Source organism: Paenarthrobacter sp. TE4293, from assembly GCF_050435325.1.
GTDB lineage: Bacteria > Actinomycetota > Actinomycetes > Actinomycetales > Micrococcaceae > Arthrobacter > Arthrobacter nitroguajacolicus_C.
This window is the reverse complement of the sequence record NZ_JBNJRY010000002.1, coordinates 534,499-555,993: the sequence shown is the minus strand read 5'-3', so window position 1 is coordinate 555,993 and position 21,495 is coordinate 534,499. Positions and strand designations below refer to the sequence as shown.

At 65.4% G+C, this 21,495-nt stretch carries 25 protein-coding genes; all 25 read left to right on the top strand.

The features are described from left to right. The first annotated feature begins 12 nt into the window (after window positions 1-12). The 25 genes from QF015_RS05935 to QF015_RS05815 all read left to right on the top strand — a co-directional run bounded on the left by QF015_RS05935 (window position 13) and on the right by QF015_RS05815 (window position 21,495). Window positions 13-663 carry a cyclodeaminase/cyclohydrolase family protein gene (locus QF015_RS05935; RefSeq protein ID WP_429387701.1) on the top strand — a complete coding sequence of 217 codons (651 nt, stop codon included), beginning with the start codon at window positions 13-15 and terminating at the stop codon, window positions 661-663. A gap of 148 nt (window positions 664-811) precedes the next feature. Next, entirely contained in the window at window positions 812-1,153 is a 342-nt protein-coding gene (locus QF015_RS05930) for a flagellar basal body rod protein FlgB (RefSeq protein WP_310202492.1), read from the top strand. After that, the gene (locus QF015_RS05925) at window positions 1,153-1,545 is read left to right on the top strand and encodes a flagellar basal body rod protein FlgC (RefSeq protein ID WP_310202300.1); all 393 of its coding nucleotides are present in this window, start codon (window positions 1,153-1,155) and stop codon (window positions 1,543-1,545) included. Before QF015_RS05930 ends, QF015_RS05925 begins: the two co-directional genes overlap by 1 nt. Next, window positions 1,545-1,844: a flagellar hook-basal body complex protein FliE gene (locus QF015_RS05920; protein WP_310202298.1), complete on the top strand. Its 300-nt coding sequence runs from the start codon at window positions 1,545-1,547 to the stop codon at window positions 1,842-1,844. The genes QF015_RS05925 and QF015_RS05920 overlap by 1 nt, the downstream gene beginning before the upstream one ends. Further along, a complete protein-coding gene (fliF, locus tag QF015_RS05915) occupies window positions 1,844-3,478 on the top strand; it encodes a flagellar basal-body MS-ring/collar protein FliF (protein ID WP_429387696.1) in 1,635 nt (544 codons plus the stop codon). The genes QF015_RS05920 and fliF overlap by 1 nt, the downstream gene beginning before the upstream one ends. Continuing rightward, the gene (gene fliG, locus QF015_RS05910) at window positions 3,475-4,503 is read left to right on the top strand and encodes a flagellar motor switch protein FliG (RefSeq protein ID WP_310202294.1); all 1,029 of its coding nucleotides are present in this window, start codon (window positions 3,475-3,477) and stop codon (window positions 4,501-4,503) included. Before fliF ends, fliG begins: the two co-directional genes overlap by 4 nt. After that, window positions 4,493-5,104 carry a FliH/SctL family protein gene (locus QF015_RS05905; RefSeq protein ID WP_429387693.1) on the top strand — a complete coding sequence of 204 codons (612 nt, stop codon included), beginning with the start codon at window positions 4,493-4,495 and terminating at the stop codon, window positions 5,102-5,104. The genes fliG and QF015_RS05905 overlap by 11 nt, the downstream gene beginning before the upstream one ends. Continuing rightward, window positions 5,101-6,438 (top strand): FliI/YscN family ATPase, encoded by a 1,338-nt coding sequence (locus QF015_RS05900; RefSeq protein WP_429387691.1) that lies wholly within the window; start codon window positions 5,101-5,103, stop codon window positions 6,436-6,438. The genes QF015_RS05905 and QF015_RS05900 overlap by 4 nt, the downstream gene beginning before the upstream one ends. Further along, window positions 6,435-6,860 carry a flagellar FliJ family protein gene (locus tag QF015_RS05895; RefSeq protein WP_310202288.1) on the top strand — a complete coding sequence of 142 codons (426 nt, stop codon included), beginning with the start codon at window positions 6,435-6,437 and terminating at the stop codon, window positions 6,858-6,860. Before QF015_RS05900 ends, QF015_RS05895 begins: the two co-directional genes overlap by 4 nt. Continuing rightward, window positions 6,857-7,531, top strand: a complete 675-nt coding sequence (locus QF015_RS05890) for a C40 family peptidase (RefSeq protein WP_429387688.1) — start codon at window positions 6,857-6,859, stop codon at window positions 7,529-7,531. The genes QF015_RS05895 and QF015_RS05890 overlap by 4 nt, the downstream gene beginning before the upstream one ends. Before the next feature lie 1,502 nt (window positions 7,532-9,033). Further along, the gene (locus QF015_RS05885; RefSeq protein WP_429387686.1) at window positions 9,034-9,657 is read left to right on the top strand and encodes a flagellar hook-length control protein FliK; all 624 of its coding nucleotides are present in this window, start codon (window positions 9,034-9,036) and stop codon (window positions 9,655-9,657) included. Window positions 9,658-9,675: 18 nt separating this feature from the next. Beyond that, window positions 9,676-10,128, top strand: coding sequence for a flagellar hook assembly protein FlgD (locus tag QF015_RS05880; RefSeq protein WP_310202282.1), 453 nt, complete (start codon window positions 9,676-9,678; stop codon window positions 10,126-10,128). A 43-nt stretch (window positions 10,129-10,171) separates the two neighbouring features. Continuing rightward, window positions 10,172-11,344 (top strand): flagellar hook protein FlgE, encoded by a 1,173-nt coding sequence (locus QF015_RS05875; RefSeq protein WP_429387685.1) that lies wholly within the window; start codon window positions 10,172-10,174, stop codon window positions 11,342-11,344. Window positions 11,345-11,452: 108 nt separating this feature from the next. Next, the gene (locus tag QF015_RS05870) at window positions 11,453-11,731 is read left to right on the top strand and encodes a flagellar FlbD family protein (RefSeq protein ID WP_310202278.1); all 279 of its coding nucleotides are present in this window, start codon (window positions 11,453-11,455) and stop codon (window positions 11,729-11,731) included. A gap of 3 nt (window positions 11,732-11,734) precedes the next feature. After that, on the top strand, window positions 11,735-12,553 hold the full coding sequence (locus tag QF015_RS05865; RefSeq protein ID WP_429387684.1) for a motility protein A: 819 nt from the start codon (window positions 11,735-11,737) through the stop codon (window positions 12,551-12,553). Further along, on the top strand, window positions 12,550-13,371 hold the full coding sequence (locus tag QF015_RS05860) for an OmpA/MotB family protein (protein WP_310202274.1): 822 nt from the start codon (window positions 12,550-12,552) through the stop codon (window positions 13,369-13,371). Before QF015_RS05865 ends, QF015_RS05860 begins: the two co-directional genes overlap by 4 nt. A 63-nt stretch (window positions 13,372-13,434) precedes the next feature. Then, a complete protein-coding gene (locus QF015_RS05855) occupies window positions 13,435-14,331 on the top strand; it encodes a flagellar motor switch protein FliM (protein ID WP_310202272.1) in 897 nt (298 codons plus the stop codon). Next, window positions 14,328-15,053, top strand: coding sequence for a flagellar motor switch protein FliN (fliN, locus tag QF015_RS05850; protein WP_310202270.1), 726 nt, complete (start codon window positions 14,328-14,330; stop codon window positions 15,051-15,053). The genes QF015_RS05855 and fliN overlap by 4 nt, the downstream gene beginning before the upstream one ends. Then, on the top strand, window positions 15,054-15,566 hold the full coding sequence (gene fliO / locus QF015_RS05845) for a flagellar biosynthetic protein FliO (RefSeq protein ID WP_429387683.1): 513 nt from the start codon (window positions 15,054-15,056) through the stop codon (window positions 15,564-15,566). It begins immediately after the preceding gene. Between the two features lie 86 nt (window positions 15,567-15,652). Beyond that, window positions 15,653-16,411, top strand: a complete 759-nt coding sequence (gene fliP / locus QF015_RS05840) for a flagellar type III secretion system pore protein FliP (protein ID WP_310202490.1) — start codon at window positions 15,653-15,655, stop codon at window positions 16,409-16,411. Beyond that, window positions 16,411-16,686: a flagellar biosynthesis protein FliQ gene (fliQ, locus tag QF015_RS05835; protein WP_144652555.1), complete on the top strand. Its 276-nt coding sequence runs from the start codon at window positions 16,411-16,413 to the stop codon at window positions 16,684-16,686. The genes fliP and fliQ overlap by 1 nt, the downstream gene beginning before the upstream one ends. Window position 16,687: 1 nt before the next feature. After that, window positions 16,688-17,446 (top strand): flagellar biosynthetic protein FliR, encoded by a 759-nt coding sequence (locus QF015_RS05830; RefSeq protein ID WP_429387681.1) that lies wholly within the window; start codon window positions 16,688-16,690, stop codon window positions 17,444-17,446. Then, a complete protein-coding gene (locus tag QF015_RS05825; protein ID WP_310202264.1) occupies window positions 17,446-18,531 on the top strand; it encodes an EscU/YscU/HrcU family type III secretion system export apparatus switch protein in 1,086 nt (361 codons plus the stop codon). Before QF015_RS05830 ends, QF015_RS05825 begins: the two co-directional genes overlap by 1 nt. Next, entirely contained in the window at window positions 18,528-20,579 is a 2,052-nt protein-coding gene (locus QF015_RS05820; RefSeq protein ID WP_429387678.1) for a flagellar biosynthesis protein FlhA, read from the top strand. The genes QF015_RS05825 and QF015_RS05820 overlap by 4 nt, the downstream gene beginning before the upstream one ends. Continuing rightward, window positions 20,557-21,495, top strand: coding sequence for a hypothetical protein (locus tag QF015_RS05815; RefSeq protein WP_429387675.1), 939 nt, complete (start codon window positions 20,557-20,559; stop codon window positions 21,493-21,495). Before QF015_RS05820 ends, QF015_RS05815 begins: the two co-directional genes overlap by 23 nt.

Genomic DNA, 21,495 nt, shown 5'->3' with positions numbered 1-21,495 from the left:
CACACTGGTGGCATGAATGATTCAGAGTCAGTCACTACACGGTCATCCACGGTTGAGGACTGGACGAGTGCCCTTGGCGAGTCCACGGGTTCTCCCGGCGGTGGCGCCGGGACAGGTGTCATGCTGGCCATCGCCGCGTCCCTGACCTCCATGGTTGCCGGTTACACGGATGGGCATGGTGCTGAGCTGGCGGACCTGCACAAACGGGCACGGGCCCTGCGGGAGACGGCCCTGCAGTTGGCTGACGAGGACGCCGCAGCTTCCAAGGCCTTCGGTGCCGCTTTCCGCCTGGACCCCGGTCCGGAGCGGGACGACGCGATCCATAAGGCCTCGGTAGATGCTGCGAAGGCGTCTGCGGTGCTGGGGGAGCGGGCGATGGAGGCAATCGAGGACCTGGGTTGGCTCGCATCCAATGGAAACCCTGCGCTCATAGCTGACGTGGTAGTTGCTTTCGGTGCCTTGCGGGCTGCGATCGCCGGCGCCAGGACCAACGTGAGCTTCGACCTCGGCTCGCTCACCTCGGCCGGCACCGATTTGGAGGAAGTGCGGGAACAGCACCCCGGGTTGTGGGAAACGGTCACCCGGCTCAGTGACGCCTTGGACAGGATCGACGAGCTGACGGCCAGCGTGGACAAGAAGGCGGCGCCGACCGACAAGGTCTAGAGTCTGCAGAAAGAGCGCACCACGTCTGCAAAATAGGTCCCCTGATTTTTCTAACGTGCTTTCGTGCCCGGCCGATAGCTGTTGCTGAGCAGGGATCGCTCGATGCATGGCCACGGATTGGCCTGACGAAACCACCAGGCAGGACTTTGTGCTTGAATCCGTGACTTCCGCCGCCTTGGCCAGCGCCTTGGACGCGCTTTCCTTGCGCCAGCGGACCATCGCCAACAACATCGCGAATGTGAACACACCCAATTACCAAGCCAAGAGGGTCTCGTTCGAAGACCAACTGGCGGCTTCGGTGCGTTCCGGGGATGGCAGCGTGAACGCCACCATCTCTCCGTCGGATGAGCCAACCCGTACGGACGGCAACAACGTCAACCTCGATACCGAGACACTGTCCAATATCGACACGGTGCTGCGCTACCAGTTCGCTTCACGGGCCGTTGCGGGCGAATTCACCTCTCTCCGCACCGCGTTGAGGACCAACTGATGACCTTCGACGCAATCGGCATCGCCGGCTCCGCCCTCACCGTCCACCGCAAATGGCTGGATGCGGTCTCGGACAACCTCGCCAACATGAACAACGCCTCCAGCACCGACGGCGAGGCGTTCCGTGCCCGCTACATCGAGGCTGCGGAAGGCAACAACGGCGACGGTGTGTACGTCAAGAGCACTCCCCTGGGCGATGGCGAAGGCCGCATCGTGTACCAGCCCGACCACCCGTTGGCTGACGCTGACGGCAACGTGCGGTACCCGGACATCGACATGGCAGAACAAATGGGCACGTTGATCATTGCCCAACGCGGGTACCAAGCCAACGCCCAAGTGGTGGACCGGGCCCGCGAAACATACTTGGCAGCACTCGAGATAGGGAAGTCCTAATGGCGTTGGGACCCATCGGAAGCATTCAGGGCGTCACTGGAACGGGCTACATCACCGCCGCTCAGCCGTCCGCCGCCGGCGGCGACTTCGGCACCGCCCTGACGGGCGCCGTCGACAATTTGCAGTCCCTGCAATCAACGTCGAAGGAACTGGCGGTGTCGGCGGTCACGGGAAACCTGGACGACATCCACAAAGCGACCCTTGCCTCCACCCGCGCCCAAGTGACCTTTGAACTGGTGGCCGCCGTCCGGAACAAAGGCATTGACGCGTTCAACGAGATCATGAGGATGCAGGCCTGATGCCACCCGGGATTACCCAGTTCTTCCGCAAACTCGGCAGCGGAGTCCAAGCCTTTTCACCCGCCCAACGGACGCTCGCCATACTTGGCCTGGCCGTGCTGGTCCTTGGCGGCGTCGCACTGACCGCCTGGTTGGGCAAGCCCGCCTATTCGCCGCTGTTCTCGGGTCTGAAGGACACGGATGCCAACAGCATCGTGGAGCAGCTCCGCAAGGACAACATTCCCTACGAACTGAGTAACGGCGGCTCCACCATCCTGGTTCCGGAAGACAAGGTCTACGACGAACGGCTCAAGGCTGCCGCGGCGGGCCTGCCGTCCGCCGCAGCCACAGGGTATTCGTTGCTGGACAAACTGGGCGTGACTTCCTCCGAGTTCCAGCAGTCGGTCACCTACAAGCGGGCGCTTGAGGGCGAACTCAGCACCACTGTCCAAGCCATGGACGGGGTCAAGAGTGCCGCCGTTCGTCTTGCCATCCCGGAGAAGTCCGTGTTCGTGGATACCACCCCGGAGGCGACCGCATCCGTGTTCGTGGAGACCCAGCCCGGCACCACGCTGTCCTCGGACAAAGTACAGGCCATTGTCCACCTGACCTCAGCGGCCATCGAAAACCTCAAGCCCACCAACGTTTCGGTGGTTGATTCCCAAGGGAATGTCCTCTCAACGGTGGGCGGCGGAGCCACAGGGTCGTCCTCCAAGCAGGCCGCCGACTACCAGCAACGCACCTCGGATGCCGTCAGGGCTGTGCTGGACAGTGTTGTGGGACCCGGAAATGCCACCGTGGCTGTCGCCGCGGATGTCACCGCGGAATCGGCGCAGCAGCGGAGCGAAACCTTCACACCCGCAGCGGACACCCCGGCGCTCAGCGAATCCACCAAAACGGAGACGTACACCGGAACCGGCGGGGGAGCGGCAGGAGTGCTGGGCCCGGACAACATCGCAGTTCCCGGCGGCACCGACGCCAACGGAAGCTACGACTCCAGCGACACCACCAAGAACAACGCCGTCAATAAAGTCACCGAGGACCGCACCATTCCGCAAGGTGCCGTGAAGCGCCAAACCATCTCCGTGGCCATCAACCAGGCCGCTGCCGGCGGCGTCAACGTGGACTCAGTGCGTGCCCTGGTCACCTCAGCGGCCGGGATCGACGCAGCCCGAGGCGACGTCGTCACCGTGGAGGTACTCCCGTTCAGCACGGCAGCGGCGGATAAGGCAGCCGAAGCCCTGGGCGCCGCCCAAGCCGACGCGGAGGCAGCCAAGGAAGCCGCCCTCATGAACACGCTCATCCTCGCCGGCAGCATCCTGTTGGCTGCCATCGCGCTGATCGTCGCAGTACTTATCACTTTGAAGCGCCGCCAACGCCGCGAGCCAGTGGACCTCGGCGAACAATCCGACTTCGATGCGTTGCCTGAAGCCGCTCCGACGCCGGCCCTCACCGGACCGGCAACCACCGCCATCGAGGTGAGCGCAATTCAACCTGCCGCACCCCTCCAGCCCACTCCGGCGCTGCCGCTCCCCGGCTCCGAAGTGCTCGACGGCGAACTTAAGCGGGCACAGATCGAGGCCATGGTGGCGGACAACCCGGCACGGACGGCCGAATACCTGCGCGGCCTGATGGATGAAAGGCACTCCGTATGAGCCACACGGTTCCGGAAGCCTCGGCACTCAGTGGGGTGCAGAAGGTTGCCGTCGTGCTGATGCAGATGAGTCCTGCCAGTGCGGCTGCGGTCATGGCCCAATTCTCGGAATCCGAAGCCGAGGACATCGCCGCCGAAATCGTCCGGCTCCGGCGCGTGTCCTCCGTGGTGGCGGACCACGTCATCAGTGAGTTCCACGGACTGGCCGTCAGCGGCCGCCGCACTGCCCGCGGCGGCCAGGAATTCGCCGTCGGGCTTCTGGAAGCATCCTTCGGCGCCGACAAAGCTGCCGGTTTCATGGACCGGCTCGCGTCCACCATGGCAGGGAAGTCGTTCGAGTTCCTGGAAATGATGGACCCCGGCCAGATCCTGGCCCTGATCGACGGCGAGTTGCCTCAGACCATCGCCCTCATCCTGGCCCACCTGCGGCCCGGGAAAGCATCCGCCGTCATGTCCGGACTGGGAGACACGCAACGCATCGAAGTGGCCCGCTGCATCGCGACCATGGGCTCGGCCTCACCTGAAGCCGTGGGAATCGTGGCGGAAACCCTCAAAGTCCGGGCAGGCGCAGTCATGTCCCAACGGAAGTCCAACGAGAACGTGGGCGGCATCCAGCCGTTGGTGGACATCATCAACCGATCCGATGTCACCACGGAACGCTCAGTGCTCGACGGCCTGGGCACTCTTGATCCGGAGCTCGCCACCGAAGTCCGTGCCCGGATGCTCACGTTCGTGGACATTGTGAAACTTGAACCGCGGGACATCCAGAGGATCCTCCGCGGGGTCAGCGCCGACGTCCTGGCCGTGGCCATGAAGGGCGCCCCGCCCGTGGTGTTGGACACCGTCCGCGCCAACATGTCCGGCCGCAACCTCGAAATCCTCGAGTCCGAGATGGCAGCGTCGGGGCCTGTCCGTGCCTCACAGGTCGAAGAAGCACGTGCCGAGATCGTCCGGTCCATCCGCGAACTCGAAGCCGAAGGGGCCATAGTTGTCCGGCGCGGGGACGAGGACGACTTTGTCTACTGAGCACTTCACCCGCGTCACGTTCCCCACGGTCGGCGCCACCGAACGCTCCACCGGGGCCGACCGGGGATTCGTCCAAGGCCACGCCGCCGGTTACGCCGCAGGGATGCGGGCTGCCGCGGCGGAGCAGCGCCGGCTTCAGGAACAGCTGAAGGCCGATCATGAGGACATGCTCGACGCCGGCCGCTCGGCTGTGGCGCATGCCGTTCAGCTTTTGCAGGCGGCAGCCGCTGCGGCGCAGCACCGCCAGGAAGTCACCTTGGAACAGGTGCAGGATGTTCTGTCCGCGAGCGCGATCGAGCTGGCCGAAGCCATTCTGGGCTACGAACTCACCCGCGGGGAGAACACCGCCCGCGCCGCCCTGAACCGCGCCTTGGCCCCGTTGGGTGGCGTCAACACCGTCACCTCGGTGCGCCTGCACCCGGGTGACCTTGCAGCGCTGGCGGCGTCCGGCGTCGTCGACGTCCCCGGTGTCGAACTGAAACCGGACCCGACGCTCCGGCCCGGTGACGCCATCGGGGAGTATCCGCACGGGTGGATCGACGCCCGCATCGGAACTGCGCTGGAACGGGCCAAGCAAGCGCTGCTGGGAGCGGACGCGTGAACGCCTACCGGCCGCACCCGGACCGCTTTCATGCAGCGTTGGCCGGCGCCGCTCCGCAACGGGTCGGGACAGTAACTTCCGTGCTCGGCCTGGGATTGGAAATCGCCGGCCTCGAATGCGCGGTCGGCGAGCTCGTCACTGTGGGCGCGGGTCCTGAAGCGCTCGACGCCGAAGTGGTCGCCTCAGTCAGCGGGGCCGTGCGGTGCATGCCCCTGGGCAGGTTGACCGGTGTTGCTGCCGGAGCTCCGGCACAGGCCAAAGGCACACCCATGCTGGTGCCCACAGGTCCCGGCTTGTTCGGCCGCGTACTCGACGCGCTGGGCAGGCCGATCGACGGCAAAGGCCCCTTGCCGCCCTCCCGCAAGGTTCCGCTGGACCAGGAAGCACCGTCGGCCATGAGCAGGGCACGCATCGATACACCCCTGCAGACCGGGGTCCGCGTCCTCGACACCATGACCACCTTCGGCCGGGGCCAACGCATGGGGCTGTTTGCCGGCTCGGGCGTGGGTAAGTCCTCGCTGCTGTCCATGGTGGCCCGTGGAACCGACGCCGAAGTCTCCGTCATCGCCCTGGTAGGGGAGCGCGGCCGTGAAGTGCGTGAATTCCTCGAAGACGACCTCGGACCGGAGGGCCTGGCCCGTTCCGTGGTGGTGGTCGCTACCTCCGACGAGCCCGCGCTGATGCGGCTCCGGGCAGCCGTCACCGCCACCCGGATCGCCGAGTCCTTCCGTGAAGCCGGCAAGGACGTGGTGCTCATGATGGATTCCCTGACACGCGTGGCCATGGCCCAACGCGAGATCGGCCTCTCCGCAGGTGAGCCGCCCGCCACACGCGGCTACCCGCCGTCGACCTTTTCCGTCCTGGCGCGGCTCCTGGAACGTGCCGGTACCGCGGAAACCGGCTCCGTCACCGGGATCTACACCGTGCTGGTCGACGGTGACGACCACAACGAACCCATCGCCGACGCTGCCCGCTCCATCCTGGACGGCCACGTGGTCCTGGACCGCAAGCTCGCCGTCACGGGGCATTTCCCCTCCGTCGACGTGCTGGGCTCCGTGTCGCGCGTGGCGTCGAAAGTGAATGCCCGGGAGCACACGGCGCTCGCGGTGACACTTCGGCGCGTGCTGGCGGCCAGGCGCAGTGCCCAGGACCTGATCGACGTCGGCGCGTACCGGCACGGAAGCAACCCCTTGGTGGATGCCGCGCTGGATCACGAAGCCGCCATCGACCGGTTCCTGCGGCAGGGCATGGGCGAATCGACGCCGCACAGCCAGTCGTGGGCCGAACTCTCCCGACTTTCAGCGAACTTTGGACACTTTGAAGGAGCTGCGTGAACCGACAATTTTCCCTGGCAGGGCTGCTGAGGCTGCGGCAGGCCGAGCAGAAGTCCGCAGAAAGCGGGCTGGCTGCGGCGAACTCGCGTTCGGCGTCGTTGCGTGTTCGGCGGGCGGAAGCCCGTGAAGCGTTGGCGGATTCCGCCGGCCACGCGGGAGATTCAGCGTCCTTGCTGGCCATCGCGGCCGCGCGGGCCTCGTCGCAGAGCATGCTGGCCGAACTTGATGCCTTGGCCGCCATGGCAGAAAGCGAGGCCGCCTCAGCGCGGGCCGAGTACACCGAAGCTAAGCGCCGGTCCGTGGGCCTGGAAAAGCTCGAAGTCCGCCACGACGCCGAGTATGCCGCCTCCCTGCTCCGCGCCGAGCAAGGTGTCCTGGACGAAATTGCCTCCACGGCCTGGCACAGGAAGGCCGGCTCATGAGCATGACCGACGCCATCGGGCGGATCAACAGCATCGAGGCCCAGTTGCAGCAGTTGGCGCAGGGGGCACGTGGGTCCTCGTCCACGGCGACTGCTGCCGCTTCGGCTGCCTCGGCCACCTCGGCCACCGACGCCGCGTCGTTCGCCTCCGCGCTGAGCAGTGCGATGGGGACGTCTTCTTCTTCGTCTTCCATGGCTTCCGGGGTGGGTTCCGCCGGGTTGGCGTCATTGCTGTCTTCCGCAACAGCAAGTACGACGGCGGCTGCCGGGACCGCAGCTGTCGGCACGGCCGGTGGGGCTGTTTCGGGTGACGCCGTGGTGGCTGCAGCCAAGAAGTACATCGGTGTGCCCTACGTCTGGGGTGGGACCAACCCGGCTGTGGGGATGGACTGCTCCGGATTCGTCCAACGGGTCTTCAAGGACCTCGGAGTTGAACTGCCCCGGGTGGTCAGCGATCAAATGCGGAAGGGCACCCCTGTGGCTTCACTGGCAGAGGCCAGGCCCGGTGACCTTCTGGTCAGCTACGGTGGCGAACACATCTCCATTTACCTGGGCAACGGCAAAGCCATCGACGCTCCCGTGCCTGGCCAGACCATCCAGATCCGGGACGCCTGGGAGAAGTACTCCAACCTGACCTCCATCCGCCGGATCGTCCCGGCAGGTGGCTCATGATGCAGACCGTGGGTGGGTTTCCCGGGGGTGCTCCTGCCGGGGTGGGTCGTGGTGCTGGCGCTGCTGGGGCTGGTGCAGCTGGTCTTGGGGCTGGTGGAGTTGGCGCTCGTGGCGCTGGTGCTCTTGGGAGTGCAGGAGCTGTCTCAAGTGCGGGCGCCTTCGAGGCTGCGATGGCTTGCGAGATGGTGCCGGGTGAGGCCCATTTCGACGGCTCGCTGCCCACTCGACGCTTCCTGCCCACTAGTCCGCAGGGAACCGTCGAATCGGATAAGCCTGAGCCGGATGGTACTGCGGGTGCGGGTCTGGGCACGGGGGCCGTGGTGGCTCCGGATTCGGTGGTGGCCGTGGTTGCTTCGGCGCCGGTTGCCCCAGCTGCTGTTGTCCCGGCTGCGGTTGCCTCTGTCGTGAGTACCGGGGCCCAGACGTCCCTCCATTTCGATGGTTCGCTGCACACTCGACGCTTCCTGCCCTCTAATTCGCACGGAACCGTCGAAACGGATGCGATGCGCGCGGATTCAGCAGCAGCTCTGAACCCGGACACGGAAGCGCCGACTGACCATTTCGATGGCTCGCTGCCCATTCGATGGTTGGAACGGCACCCTGCGCAGGGAACCCCCGAAACGGGTGCGACCGGGAACGGTGGAACGGCCGGAGAGGCTGTCCAGGGTGCTGGTGTGACCGAAACCGCAAGTACTGGGGTGCCTGCAACTGGGGTCGGGAGTGTTGGGGTACCTGTCGGGGGCGATGTCCGCCTGCCCCCGGCCGGCGGCGTGTCCGGTAGCTCCGCGGTGTCTGGGACTCCGTCTGGGTCTGGGTCTGTGGCTGGGTTCGGGACTTCGTCTGCCCTAGTCCCCTCAACCTCGGAATCATCCGCGGATGCTGACGCCCCGTCGTCCGCCCATGTCGATGGCTCGCTGCACACTCGACGTTTCCTACCGTCTAAAGTGCAGGGAACCGTCGAATCGGGTGCGCCCGAGGCATGCGCGCCGTCACGGGTCACCCCTGCGGAAGCGCGCATGCTGCCGTCTGGTTCTGGTTCTGGTTCTGGTTCTGGGACTGGGTCTGCGAATGCGTCTGGGACTGGGTTCGGGACGCCGTCTGCCCTAGTCCCCTCAACCTCGGAATCACCCGCGGATGCCGATGCCCCGTCGTCCGCCCATTTCGATGGCTCGCTGCCCATTCGATGGTTGGAACGGCACCCTGCGCAGGGAACCCCCGAATCGGGTGCGCCCGAGGCCCCCACACCGTCAGAGGTCACCCTTGCGGAAGCGCGCATCCTGCCGGCTGGGACTGGTTCTGGTTCTGGGACTGGGACTGGGACTGGGACTGGGACTGCACCTGCCTTGGAGCCTGCGCGCATCCTGCCGTCTGGGTCTGGGTCTGGGTCTGGGTCTGCGTCTGCCCAAGTCCCACTGACCTCGGAATCACCCGCGGATGCCGAGGCCATGTCGTCCGCCCATGTCGATGGCTCGCTGCACACTCGACGTTTCCTACCGTCTAGCGTGCAGGGGACCGCCGAATACGGTGCGCCCGAGGTGCCCGCACCATCACAGGTCACCCCTGCGACCGCCACGCCGTCCGGGCCAACCCCCACCCCGCAGCTCGCCCCCACCCTGCAGCTCACCCCTGCCCCGCAGCCCACCCCCACCCCGCTGCCAACCCCCACACCGCCCCAAGCCGCCCTCAGTCCCCAGCTCGCCGCCCCGCTGTTTACCCTCGCGTCGGCTGCACCGGGGGAACACGTGATGACGCTGCGGGTGACACCGGAGGATCTGGGGCCACTCACGGTGAGGGCCCATATCGACGCCGCAGGGGTGCGCATTGAACTGTTCGCACCGGGAGACGCCGGGCGGGAAGCGGTCCGACACGTCCTCCCGGAACTCCGGCGTGGTTTGGAAGACACCGGTGCGAGCTTGAGCCTGTCCTCCCACAACAGCCCGCCGGATACAGGAAAAGACACCGGCCAGGGAAACAGTGATGCACCCCGTGACACACAACAGCCGGCCCGCCGCGACGGTAACCCTGGGACCAACAGCACCGAGGACCTACCGCAGCGACGACGCCAGCTGCCACCCGGCGTCGTACTCGACCCCAACAGTCCACACCGCCTGGACATCCTCGTCTGACGTGAAGGAGAGACAACCATGACCATCCCCGCAATCGCGGCCAACAACGGCGTAGCGTCGGGCAGCGCACCAAGGACTCCGGTCAAGACCATGGATTCGGAGGTCTTCATGTCCTTGCTGGTGACGCAGCTGAGGTATCAGGACCCCAGTGCGCCCATGGACACCAACCAGATGATGAGCCAGTCGGTGCAGCTTTCAATGATGGAAAAGATGACTGAGCTGACGGCCGGTGCCAAGGAAAGTTTCTCGCTGCAGATGCGTACCGCGGCGGCCCAAATCATCGGCACCGAGGTGAGCTACACGCTCGCCGACGGCACCAAAGGTGAGGGTACTGCCAGCGCGGTGTCCTTCGCCGACGGCGTCCCGACCGTGACCGTAGGTGGCGCGAAGGTGCCCCTGGATTTGATCACCGGTATGACCGCCGCCAAAGCCTCCGCGCCCGAAACCACCACCGCCCAGCCCACCACCTGACTCCCACCACCCACCCCGAACCACCCCGAAGAAAGGCAACACCATGCTCCGTTCGCTGTACTCCGGAATTTCCGGCCTCCGTGCCCACCAGGCCATGCTTGACGTCACCGGCAACAACATCGCCAACGTCAACACCACGGGCTACAAGACGTCGTCGGCCCAGTTCCAGGACACGCTTTCGCAGATGACCCAGGGCGCTGCCGGTCCGCAGCAGGACGTGGGCGGCTCCAACCCGGCACAGATCGGACTCGGTGTCCGGGTGGCCGGCGTCAGCACCAACTTCGGCCAGGGCTCCTCGCAGAGCACCGGCCGGGGTACGGACCTCATGATTTCCGGGGAGGGATTTTTCGTCACCGGTAAAGGCACACAGCAGTACTACACCCGCGCAGGCAACTTCCAGATGGACGCGGCCGGCCGTTTGGTCAGCCCCGACGGCGGCATCCTCCAGGGCTGGACGGCCACCAATGGTGTGGTGAACCCGGGCGGGGCTACGGGACCCATCACCTTGTCGCCGGACACCACCGCTCCGGCGGTTGCCACGACCAGCGCGACCCTGGGCGGCAACCTGCCCTCGGACGCCGCCGTGGGCACCTCGGTTGAGCGCCAGGTCAAGGTGTACGACGCCAACGGTGCGGAGCGCAGCCTCACCCTGACGTTCAGCCGGTCGGCAACCGGCTGGAACGTTGCCGGAGCGGACGCCAACGGCTCAACGGGAACCTCCACGCTCACGTTCGCCAGCGGCGCCCTCACGTCCGGGGGAACCATGACGGTGGGCGGCATTACCGTGAACATGGGTTCCGTGACGGGCTTCGCACAGATGAGCACACTGGCAGTGACCGGACAGAACGGCGCCGAGGCCGGCGAACTCGAGTCCTTCACCCTGGCCGGTGACGGATCCCTGATCGGATCCTTCAGCAACGGTGCCAAGGAAGTCCTGGCGCGTGTTGCCCTCGCCCGCTTCACCAACCCCGAAGGCCTCGAAAAGGCCGGCGGATCCACGTACGTGGCAACCGCCAACTCGGGCGCGGCCCAGCTTGGCGTCGCAGGCGAAGGGGGACTTGGGTCGCTGACTTCCGGGTCGCTGGAGATGTCCAATGTGGATCTTTCCCAGGAGTTCACCAACCTGATCGTCGCGCAGCGTGGTTTCCAGGCCAACGCCCGCATCATCACCACCTCCGATGAGGTCCTGCAGGAACTGAGCAACCTGAAGCGCTAAGCCTGGCCGGGGAAGGCGGTGATCCGGCCGCCTTCCTAACGCCCGGCCCGCTCCGGCCGACAGTAGGGGACAGCACCACGTCCAGCCACACCCCACAAGAAACGGCCCATGATCGTTGTCACCCGCCTCAACGGCACACGCTTCGCCGTGAATCCGGACATTCTCGAACGCATCCATGAGAGCCCGGACACTCATTTGGTGACGCTCGACGGCGCCGCTTACGTTGTGCGGGAATCGCTGGTTGAAGTGGTGGAACTGATCGCAAATTATCGCGCCAGTGTGCTGCGCCGCGCCCAGGATCTGCCGGCGGTGGCGGGCTATCCGCTAAGCCTTGTCAGGTCCCCTGAGGCGGACGACTCAGAGCCCAACCACCCGAACGGAAGGTAGTCCATGACAATCGTCGGTCTGCTGCTGGCCTTCGCATCCGTGGTGGCCATGGTCACCCTGGAGCACGCGAACCTCATGTCGCTGCTCCTGCCCGCCCCCATGATCCTGGTCTTCGGGGCCACCATCGCGGTGGGGTTGGCCGGGAACACCCTCCGCGACGTGGTCCAGGCCTTCAAGGACGTCCCCAAAGCCTTCCTCGGGAAGCCCGCCAAGCCGGCGGAGAGCATCGACGAGTTGATCCGCCTGGCCGAGAAAGCCCGCAGCGACGGTCTGCTGTCCCTTGAGGAAGAGGCCAACAACGCCAAGGACCCTTTCCTGCAGCGCTCGCTGCAGAACATCGCCGACGGTACGGACGCCGAGGATCTGCGCCTCCTGATGGAGGACGGGATCGACACCAAAATGCGGGCGGACCATGTGTCCTCCAAGTTCTTCGCGGCGCTGGGCGGCTATGCGCCCACCATCGGCATCATTGGAACCGTGGTCTCACTGACCCACGTCCTGGAAAACCTGTCCTCGCCTGACCACCTGGGCCCGATGATCGCGGCAGCCTTCGTGGCCACCCTCTGGGGCCTGTTGTCCGCGAACTTCATCTGGCTGCCGTTGAGCGCCAAGCTCAAGCGCTTGTCCGAGCTTGAGGTCGAACGTATGACGCTCCTCATGGAGGGCCTGTTGGCAGTGCAGAACGGCACCCAGCCCCTGCTGCTGGCCGAACGGCTGCGCGCCATGGCTCCGGGCGAAACCAACGGCAAGCCGAAGGACGGCAAGGGCAAAGCCGACGACGGCGGCAGGCCCGGCAAGTTTTCGGCGTCCAGGGCAGCATGAGGTCCCGCAGGAGACGGGGCGCCCAGCCCGAGGAGCACCACGTCGACGAACGCTGGATGGCCTCCTACATGGACATGGTCACCGTGCTCATGTGCATGTTCATCGTCCTGTTCGCCATGTCCTCGGTGGACCAGGACAAGTTCGAGAAGCTCCGTAATTCGTTGGCAACAGGCTTCGGTAGCCAGATCAGCCAGAAAGTGGACACGGCTACTGGAGTGGTGGTGCCCGCGGAGCTCGCAGCTTCCGACGGCGAGGGCTTCTCTGCACTCGATTTGGCCATCAAGGAAGCCGACAAGCTCACTGCCCTTGAACATGAGATGAAAGCCAAACTCGATGCGCAGGGCCTCGGGAAGAACGTGCAGTTCGACGTCGGAGAGCGTGGACTGTCCGTGAAGCTGGTGGGCTCCCAGACGTTCTTCCAGCCGGATATGCCGGATCTGACCAGCCGTGCCCTTGAGATCCTGAAGACCATCGCACCCACGGTGGTGGGGTCCGGGCTTGAAGTCATGGTGGAGGGCCACGCGGCCAAGGGAATCACCGCCTACGCTTCCACTTGGGAGCTGTCGGCCGCGCGTTCCGTCAACGTCCTCAGGTACTTCGTGGACGACGCAGGCATGCCGCCTGGTCGCATCGGTGCGGTGGCTTTTGGTGCCGCCCGCCAGGTGACGGACGATTCCACCGAAGAGCTGATGGAGTTGAACCGACGCGTGGATGTGGTGTTGCTGTCCTCCAGTCCGGAGGAGGTGCGCGCGCTGATTCCCGGCGCGATCGAAGCCCAAACCAAGGAATCCGCGGCTGCTGCGAAAGCCGCGAAATAGTGGCGGAATAGTCGTACCTGGAAAAGTCTTACGTGCCTCACTGACGTGCCGATAGTGCGGTCCGTGGGAGAACAGGAAGATCGCGCGGCGGCACGCCAGCGCAGCGTGGACGTCTATGACTTCCGCCGACCCACCACGTTGCCGCGCCAGCACAGCCGCGTGCTGGAAGTGGCCTTCGAAACGTTCGCCCGGCAATGGGGTACGCAACTCACTGCCAAGGTCCGGCTGAAGTCCACGGCCACGCTGGAACAGCTCAGTATGCAGAGCTATGACGAATACTCTGCCTCCCTCCCGTCGGTCACCTCCATGGTGCTCTGCAGGATCGACGGCAGCGAGTCCCGTCTGGTCATCCAGTTCCCTGCAACCGCTGCCTTGTCATGGCTGAGCCGGATGCTGGGCGGCTCAACGGAAACCGCCGTCCCTGAACGGAAGTTCACGCAGATAGAGCACGCGCTGGTCTCGCGGATGGTCGAGGAAGTACTGGAGGATCTCCGGTATTCGCTGGGCAATCTCCTCACCCAAGCCGTGGCGATGGACGGTATCCAGTACAACTCGCAGTTCGCGCAGGCAGCAGCGCCCTCCGAGCTCATGATCGTGGCGTCTTTCAGCGTCAACGTCGGCGAAACCCAGTGCGCCTCCACCTTGGCGATTCCTGCCGACGTGCTGTTGTCCCGCCTCGGCGACGTGAACCCTACCGTCCACAGCGTTGACAACGAAGCGCTGGTCCGCACCCAGCTCGCGCAGGTCCCCGTGGATGTTGCCGTCCAGTTGACCGCCGCACCGGTGACCCCCGCACAGATCCTGGGCCTCGCCGTCGGGGACGTCCTGCCGCTGCCGCACCTTGAGAACCGGCCGTTCGATGTCACCATCAACGGCACCCGCCTGGCCACCGCCGCGGCCGCCCGCAACGGCTCCCGGGCCGCTGCCGTCATCGTCACAACCGAGGAGCATCAGCGATGAGCAACATTTTGACCCTTCAGGCGGCTGCTGCCGAGCGGCTTGCCCGCCACCTGCCCAGCGCGTCCACCCTCCGCGTTGCCGGCATTGTTCCGGCGCAGGACGCGGCTGCCCATGCTTCTCCCTCCGTCACAGCGACGTTCGTGGGAGCCCTGACGGCCGACTTTGCGTTGTTGCTGGTTGATCGGTCGTTCCTGGCCGCCGCAGGCGGGGCCGGGTTGGGTGGCGCCGTCCAGCAGGCCGTACAGGCCGTCGATGTCCTGCGTCCCGCTTTGGAGCAGGCCGCCTCAGCGTTCGACGCCGGTGTGCTGGGGGAGTTGCGCGAGGAAGACGCCGCGGGGCTGCTGGCCGACCCGGACACCGCGGTCTTCGAACTGAACGACGGCGGCGCCCCCTTTGGCTGGTTCGCTGTCCGCGTGCGGGACAACGGTGCTGGCGCCGATTCCGGTGCCCGTGGACAGGGCAACGACCTGGCTGCCCGGCTGGGTTTGATCAGCAGCGTTGAAATGGCGTTGACCGTGGAGATCGGGCGGACCCGGATGTCAGTGCGCGATGCCTTGGCGCTGGAGCCCGGGAAGGTCATTGAACTGGACCGGTCAGCCGGTGCCCCGGCCGATGTGCTGCTGAACGGCCGGCTGATTGCCCACGGCGAGGTAGTGGTGGTGGACCAGGACTACGCCGTACGCATCACCCGCATCCTGGATGGGGCAGAAGGTACGTACTAGATGGATTCGTTCATCCTTGGGCTGCGGGTGCTGGTCGCCCTCGGCGCCGTTGTGGGGCTGATCTGGTACGTCCAGAAGCGCCTCGGCAAAGGCAAGGGCCGCCGTCGGGCAGAGGCTGCCCTCACTGTGGTGAGCCGGCAGGTCGTGGGGCAGAAGGCTTCAGTGGTGGTGGTCGATGCGGGGGATAAGCGCTTCCTGCTCGGCGTCACCGAACACGCCGTCACGGTGCTGCACAGCAGCGATGCGCCTGTGGTTGTTTCAGAAACGGTCGAGGCAGCCGAAGCCGTGGAGGAACAGTCACCGGCGAGCTTCGCGGAGCTTTTTCGCCAAGCCTCGGATGAACCGCTTCCCGAGTTGCGCCGCCGCAGCGAGCTGCATCGACGGAGCCACCCCCACCGCGTCGCTGACGGTACCCGCGATCCCGCGCGTACTGCGCCACCGATGCATGGTTCCATCCTGTCCGCTTCGACCTGGCGCCAGGCTTCGGAAGCCCTCAGGGGACGCCGCAATTGATCCTGTCCGTTGATCTTGGCCTGCACCGCGTGGCCGCCCGGAGAGGGTTGGCCGTGCTCGCCGTTGCCCTGCTCACGGGCGCGTTCATGTGGCTGGGCGTGGCCGCCGGGCATGCCACGCCCATAGACCCCACCCAACCGACGCCGCCCACCCCACCGGCGGCTCCGGGTTCCGGCGGGAACGTCAGCATCGATATCAACGGCCTGGATGGGACACCCTCCACGGCCATTGTCACCCTGATCGGGATCACCCTGCTCTCCGTGGCCCCGGCGCTGCTGCTCATGATGACGTCTTTCACCAAGATTTTCGTGGTCCTGGCAATGACCCGGAATGCCCTGTCCCTTCCGGCGATTCCGCCCAACCAGGTCCTTGCAGGCCTTGCCCTCTTTCTGTCCCTTTTCGTCATGTGGCCAGTGATCTCGGACATCAACACGGTGGCGGTGCAGCCGTACCTCAATGGCGGCCTGGACTTCAACGGCGCAATGGCCGCAGGGTGGTCCCCGCTGCAGCACTTCATGCTCGCGCACACGCGTGAAGAGGACATCGCCTTGATGACCAGGGCCGCGGACATGGCCAACCCGGCCAACCCCGAATCGGTCCCGTTCCAGACGCTGGTTCCGGCGTTCATGATCTCCGAACTCCGGGCTGCGTTCATCATCGGATTCGTCATCTTCATCCCCTTCCTGGTGATCGACCTCGTGGTCTCGGCAGCACTGATGTCCATGGGCATGATGATGCTTCCTCCCGTGATGATCTCGCTGCCGTTCAAGATCCTGTTGTTTGTCCTGGTGGACGGTTGGGGACTGGTGGTTACCTCCCTGATCCAGAGCTATTCGAGCGGCTGATGGATACCAATGCCGTCCTGGATATCTGCCTCCAGGCCATGATCGTGGCCGCCAAGCTGGCCGCGCCAACGCTCATCACCGCGCTGGTGGTGGGGCTGGCCATTTCCCTCCTGCAATCCATTACCCAATTGCAGGAAGCCACGCTGTCCTTCGTGCCCAAGGCTGTGGCGGTCGCCATCGCACTGGTGGTCTGTGGTCATTGGATGATCTCGGAAATGGTCGCGTTCACCAACGAGCTGTTCGCGCGCATCCCAGGACTGATCGGCGGAGCGTGAGGTGGACATTCCCATCGACCAGTCGTGGATCCAGGTCCTGCTGCTGGCCTCGGTCCGCATGACGGCCTTCCTGGTGGTCGCTCCACCGTTCGCCCACCACGCCATTCCGGCCCGCATCAAGGCGATGTTGGGTATCGGGCTGGGCCTGGCAGTCTCGCAGCGGCTCTCCGTGGACGCGGTGCCCAAAGACACGGCAGGCTTCGTGCTGGCTGTTGTCCTTGAGCTGGTCACAGGCCTGTTCCTTGGTTTCCTGGTGATGGTGATTTTCGCCGCGATCCAGTCCGCGGGCAGCCTGGTGGATCTCTTCAGCGGTTTCCAGATGGCACAGGCCTTCGACCCCCAGATGATGGTCAACGGCGCCCAGTTCACCAGGTTGATGCAGATGGCAGCGTTGGCCCTGCTCTTTGCCTCGGACGGGTACCAAATGGTCATCGGCGGCCTCACGGGAAGCTTCAAGGCACTACCGCTGGCCGGGGATATCGATCTCGGCCAGCCGGTCGCGGCGATGATCGGTGCCCTGACGGGGATGTTCCTGTCAGCTGTCCAGATCGCAGGTCCTTTGCTGGTGGTCCTGGTCCTGGCCGACGTCGGACTTGGCCTCCTGACGCGCGTCGCACCGGCCCTGAACGCTTTCGCGCTGGGCTTCCCGTTGAAGATTTTCATCACCTTGGCGCTGGCAGGTTTCCTGTTCCTCGCGTTGCCCAGGCTGGTCGCGACGCTCGCGGAACAAGCGGCCAAAACCCTGTTGGGAGTGGGCTAGTGGCGGATTCACAGGAGAAGACTGAACAAGCCACGGACAAGCGGATGCGCGAGGTTCGGGAGAAGGGCCAGCTCTCCCGGTCCCAGGACCTCATGGCCTGGCTGGCCGTGGGGGCGGCAGCTGCCATGCTCCCGGCCACCATCGGTCACGCATCCAACGCTGCTGTGGACCAACTGTTCACGGTGAAGAGCGTCATGGCCGAGCCCGACCCCGCCAAAGCAGTGGCCGCGCTCGAGGCAGGGCTGGGCTCCTTGGCCGGAATCCTGGGACCGCTGCTGCTGGTTGTCACGGTGGTGGTCCTGGCCGGATCTGCAGTGCAGGGCGGAATTCGCTTCAAGAAGTTCCGTGCCGAGTTCGAGCATTTCAACCTGCTGGCCGGGTTCAAGAGGATGTTCGGCGGCCAGGCACTGTGGGGAGGCGTCAAAGCGCTGCTGAAGACCGCCGTCGTCGGTCTTGTCCTGTACGCCGTAGTGCAGGGCCTCATGCCCGTGCTGCTGACGGCCGGTGGACTGCCGGTCGCCGGTGTGCTGGCAGCCGCTGCCGGGGGAATCGGCGCGCTCATCCAGTTCGCGGTGGCCGCCGGCCTGGTCCTGGCCGCAGCGGACATCTTCGTGGTGATGCGCCGCAACCGCAAGAAGACGCGGATGTCCAAGAAGGAAGTCCAGGACGAGAACAAGAACACCGACGGCGACCCCCTCATCAAGTCCCAACGGCGTTCGCGGCAGCTGAGCATGAGCCGCAACCGCATGATCGGCGCGATCGGGGACGCCGACGTCGTGCTGGTCAACCCGACGCACGTGGCAGTTGCGTTGAAGTACGACGCCGGCAAATCGGCGCCTCGCGTCGTGGCCAAGGGAGCGGGACTGATTGCTGCCCGCATCAGGGAAGAAGCCGAAGCGAAGGGCGTACCGATGGTCCAGGACATTCCCCTCGCCAGGGCACTGCACTCGGCGTGCGAGCTGGGACAGGAGATCCCGGTGGACCTTTACCGTTCAGTGGCCGCAGTACTGGCGTTCGTGATGTCGCTGAAGACGCGGGGAACCGCACGGGGAATCCACCGCATGAAAGAGAGTTTCCAGGCATGAAGAACACTAGGTTTGCCCGGCTGTCCGTGCCCGTTGGCATCGTAGGAATTGTGCTGCTGCTGGTTGTTCCGCTGCCGGCGCCGCTGCTCGATTTCCTCATTGTCTGCAATATCTTGTTGGCACTGCTGATCCTGCTGACCAGCATGTTCGTCAAGAAGCCCTTGGATTTCTCGGTGTTCCCGTCGTTGCTTCTGGTGGCCACCCTGTTCCGGCTGGGGCTCAATGTCGCATCCACCCGGTTGGTCCTGGGGCAGGGCTTCGCCGGGCAGGTCATCGAGGCCTTCGGCAAGGTCACCGTGGGCGGTTCGCTGATCATCGGCGCCGTGGTGTTCCTCATCCTGGTGGTCATCCAGTTCGTGGTGGTCACCAAGGGCGCGGAACGTGTTGCCGAAGTGGGGGCCCGATTCACCCTGGACGCCATGCCGGGCAAGCAGATGGCCATCGATGCCGACCTCAACGCCGGTCTCATTACGGACGCCGAGGCCCGTAAACGCCGTGCAGAGGTCTCCGCCGAGGCCGACTTCTACGGTGCCATGGACGGTGCCTCGAAGTTCGTGAAGGGCGATGCCATCGCGGGCATCATCATTATCATCATCAACTTTGTGGGCGGCATCGCCATCGGCGTGCTCCAGCGCGGCATGGACGCCGGCGATGCCCTGAACACCTACGGCCTCCTGACCATGGGCGATGGCCTGGTCACCCAGATTCCCGCCCTGCTCATGGCCGTCTCCACCGGCATGATCGTCACCCGGTCCAACGCCGAAGAAGACATGGGCCGCACAGCGTCTTCTCAGTTGATGCAGTCGCCCAACGCTCTCCTGATAGCCGGGCTGGCGGCCGGAGCCATGGCGCTCATTCCGGGCATGCCTATCCTTCCGTTCGTGCTGGTGGGAGCACTGCTGGTCCTCGCCTCGCGGCGGGTAGTTACGCAGCAGAAACTCCAGGCGGCGGCACAGGACGCCGAGGCCGTGGCGGCCGGTTCAGTGGAAGAAGATCCCAACGAACGGCTCATGGAAGACATGCGCGTCCATCCCGTCGAGATCCTGCTGGCTCCGGACCTGGTGGATATCGTCTCCGGAGCCTCCGATGACTTGCTGGCACGTGTCCGTTCCCTCAGGCACAAGATCGCCATGGAACTGGGACTGGTGGTCCCGCCCGTCCGCACCCGGGACGCTATGGACCTGCCGCCCTCCACCTATGCCATTCGCATCGCCGGCGTCGAGGCTGGCAGGGGAGTGGCGCCGTCGGGCAAGCTGCTCGCCTTGGGCGAATTCCTGGACGCCCTCCCTGGCACGGCGACCGTGGAACCTGTCTTTGGGTTGTCCGGTAAATGGGTTCCCACCGAGATGCGCCACAGCGCGGAAATGACGGGGGCAACGGTAATTGACCGCGTGTCCGTGCTGGTTACGCACCTGTCCTCGATCATCGCGGCCAACGCCGCCCGGCTCTTGACCCGTGAAGACGTCCGCGTGCTCACTGAGGGGGTCCGCAAACAGAGCCCGTCCGCGGTCGAAGAACTCACGCCCAGCCTGCTGTCCCTGGCCGAAATCCAACGCGTGCTGCAGGGCCTCCTGGAAGAACAAGTCCCCATCAACGATCTCCCGCGGATCTACGAGACACTCGCGCTGCGGGCCAAGGTCTCCACCGATCCCGAAACGCTGATCGAGTCCGCCCGGCACTCACTGGGACCGGTGTTGGCAACCAAGTACCTCGACGGCACAGTGCTCAACGTGATCATGATCGATCCGCTGCTGGAACAGTCGATGCTGGAGGATATGCGACCGGGCGAAGGCGGAACCCAGATTGTCATGGGCCAGGCGAAGCTCGACGGCGTCCTGACCTCGCTGAAGTCCGCCGTTGACGACGCGGCCGCTGCAGGACGGGAAGCCGTGCTGGTGTGCGCGCCGGCCTTGCGCCCTGCTATCCGCCGCCTCGTAGCAGCTCCCGACGGCGGTGTTCCCGTTCTTTCCTACCGCGAAGTGACGTCTGCCAACATCCGCATCGAAACCGTGGGGGTGGTCCGCTATGCAGAAGCGCTACAAGCTTAGCGGCGCCTCATTGGAGGCCATTCGGGCAAAGGCACTCCAGCACTACGGCCCCGGGGCCCGGATTGTTGCTGCCGAGAAAGTCACCAATCCGGGCATCGTGGGGTTGTTCGCCGCTGCCAGGTTTGAGGCCACAGTGGAAGTTGCGGCCGTCCCGGGTGTTCCGGAAGCTTCCGCTGCCGGCCCTGTATCCGGCCCCATCCATGAATTTCACGGTCCGGCCATTGCGGCCCTCCTGGAACGTGCCGACGCCGCCGAACGTGACCTCCACAGACCTGCGCCCGCTCCGGTGTCCACGGCCTCGCCGGACTTTGCGGGCTTGCTGGACCAGCTCGGCAAGGAACTGCAGGAGGCGGAGGCGCCCCTGCCCGCTCCGGTGCCGCTGCCGCCGTCGAACGCTGTCCGCGTTCCGCAACCCCTGACGGGTGACGGCAACCTCATCGTGCTCCTGGGCCTTGGCGATGACGCCCTCGGACCAGCCCTGGAAATGTCCATCGCGGCCGGCGGCTCGGACGTGCGCACTGGCGGCGGGCTCAGCGCCTTTGGGCACCTGCACGTGCAAGGGCGGAAAAGTGCGACGGCGGCCCGCGCCCAGGCGGTGCTGACCGGACAGACCGTGGTGGTCGCCTTCGGTCTTGGGCGTCCGCGTGACGTGCCGGACAAGGGCGCCCTCATTGCGGATCTGGCCGCCGACCAGCTGTGGATCGTTGCCGACGCCCGACGTAAGCCTGAGGACACCCGGATGTGGGTTCAGGCATTGCAGGATGTCCTGGCACGGGAGTCAACCGCAGTGACCGGCCTTGCCGTGATCGGTGCTTCGGAAACCGCGAGTCCGGAGACGGTGGACACCCTCGGTATTCCCGTCGGCTGGGTCGACGGACGTCCGGCCACCGCGCCGGCTCTTGGAAAGGTACATTGA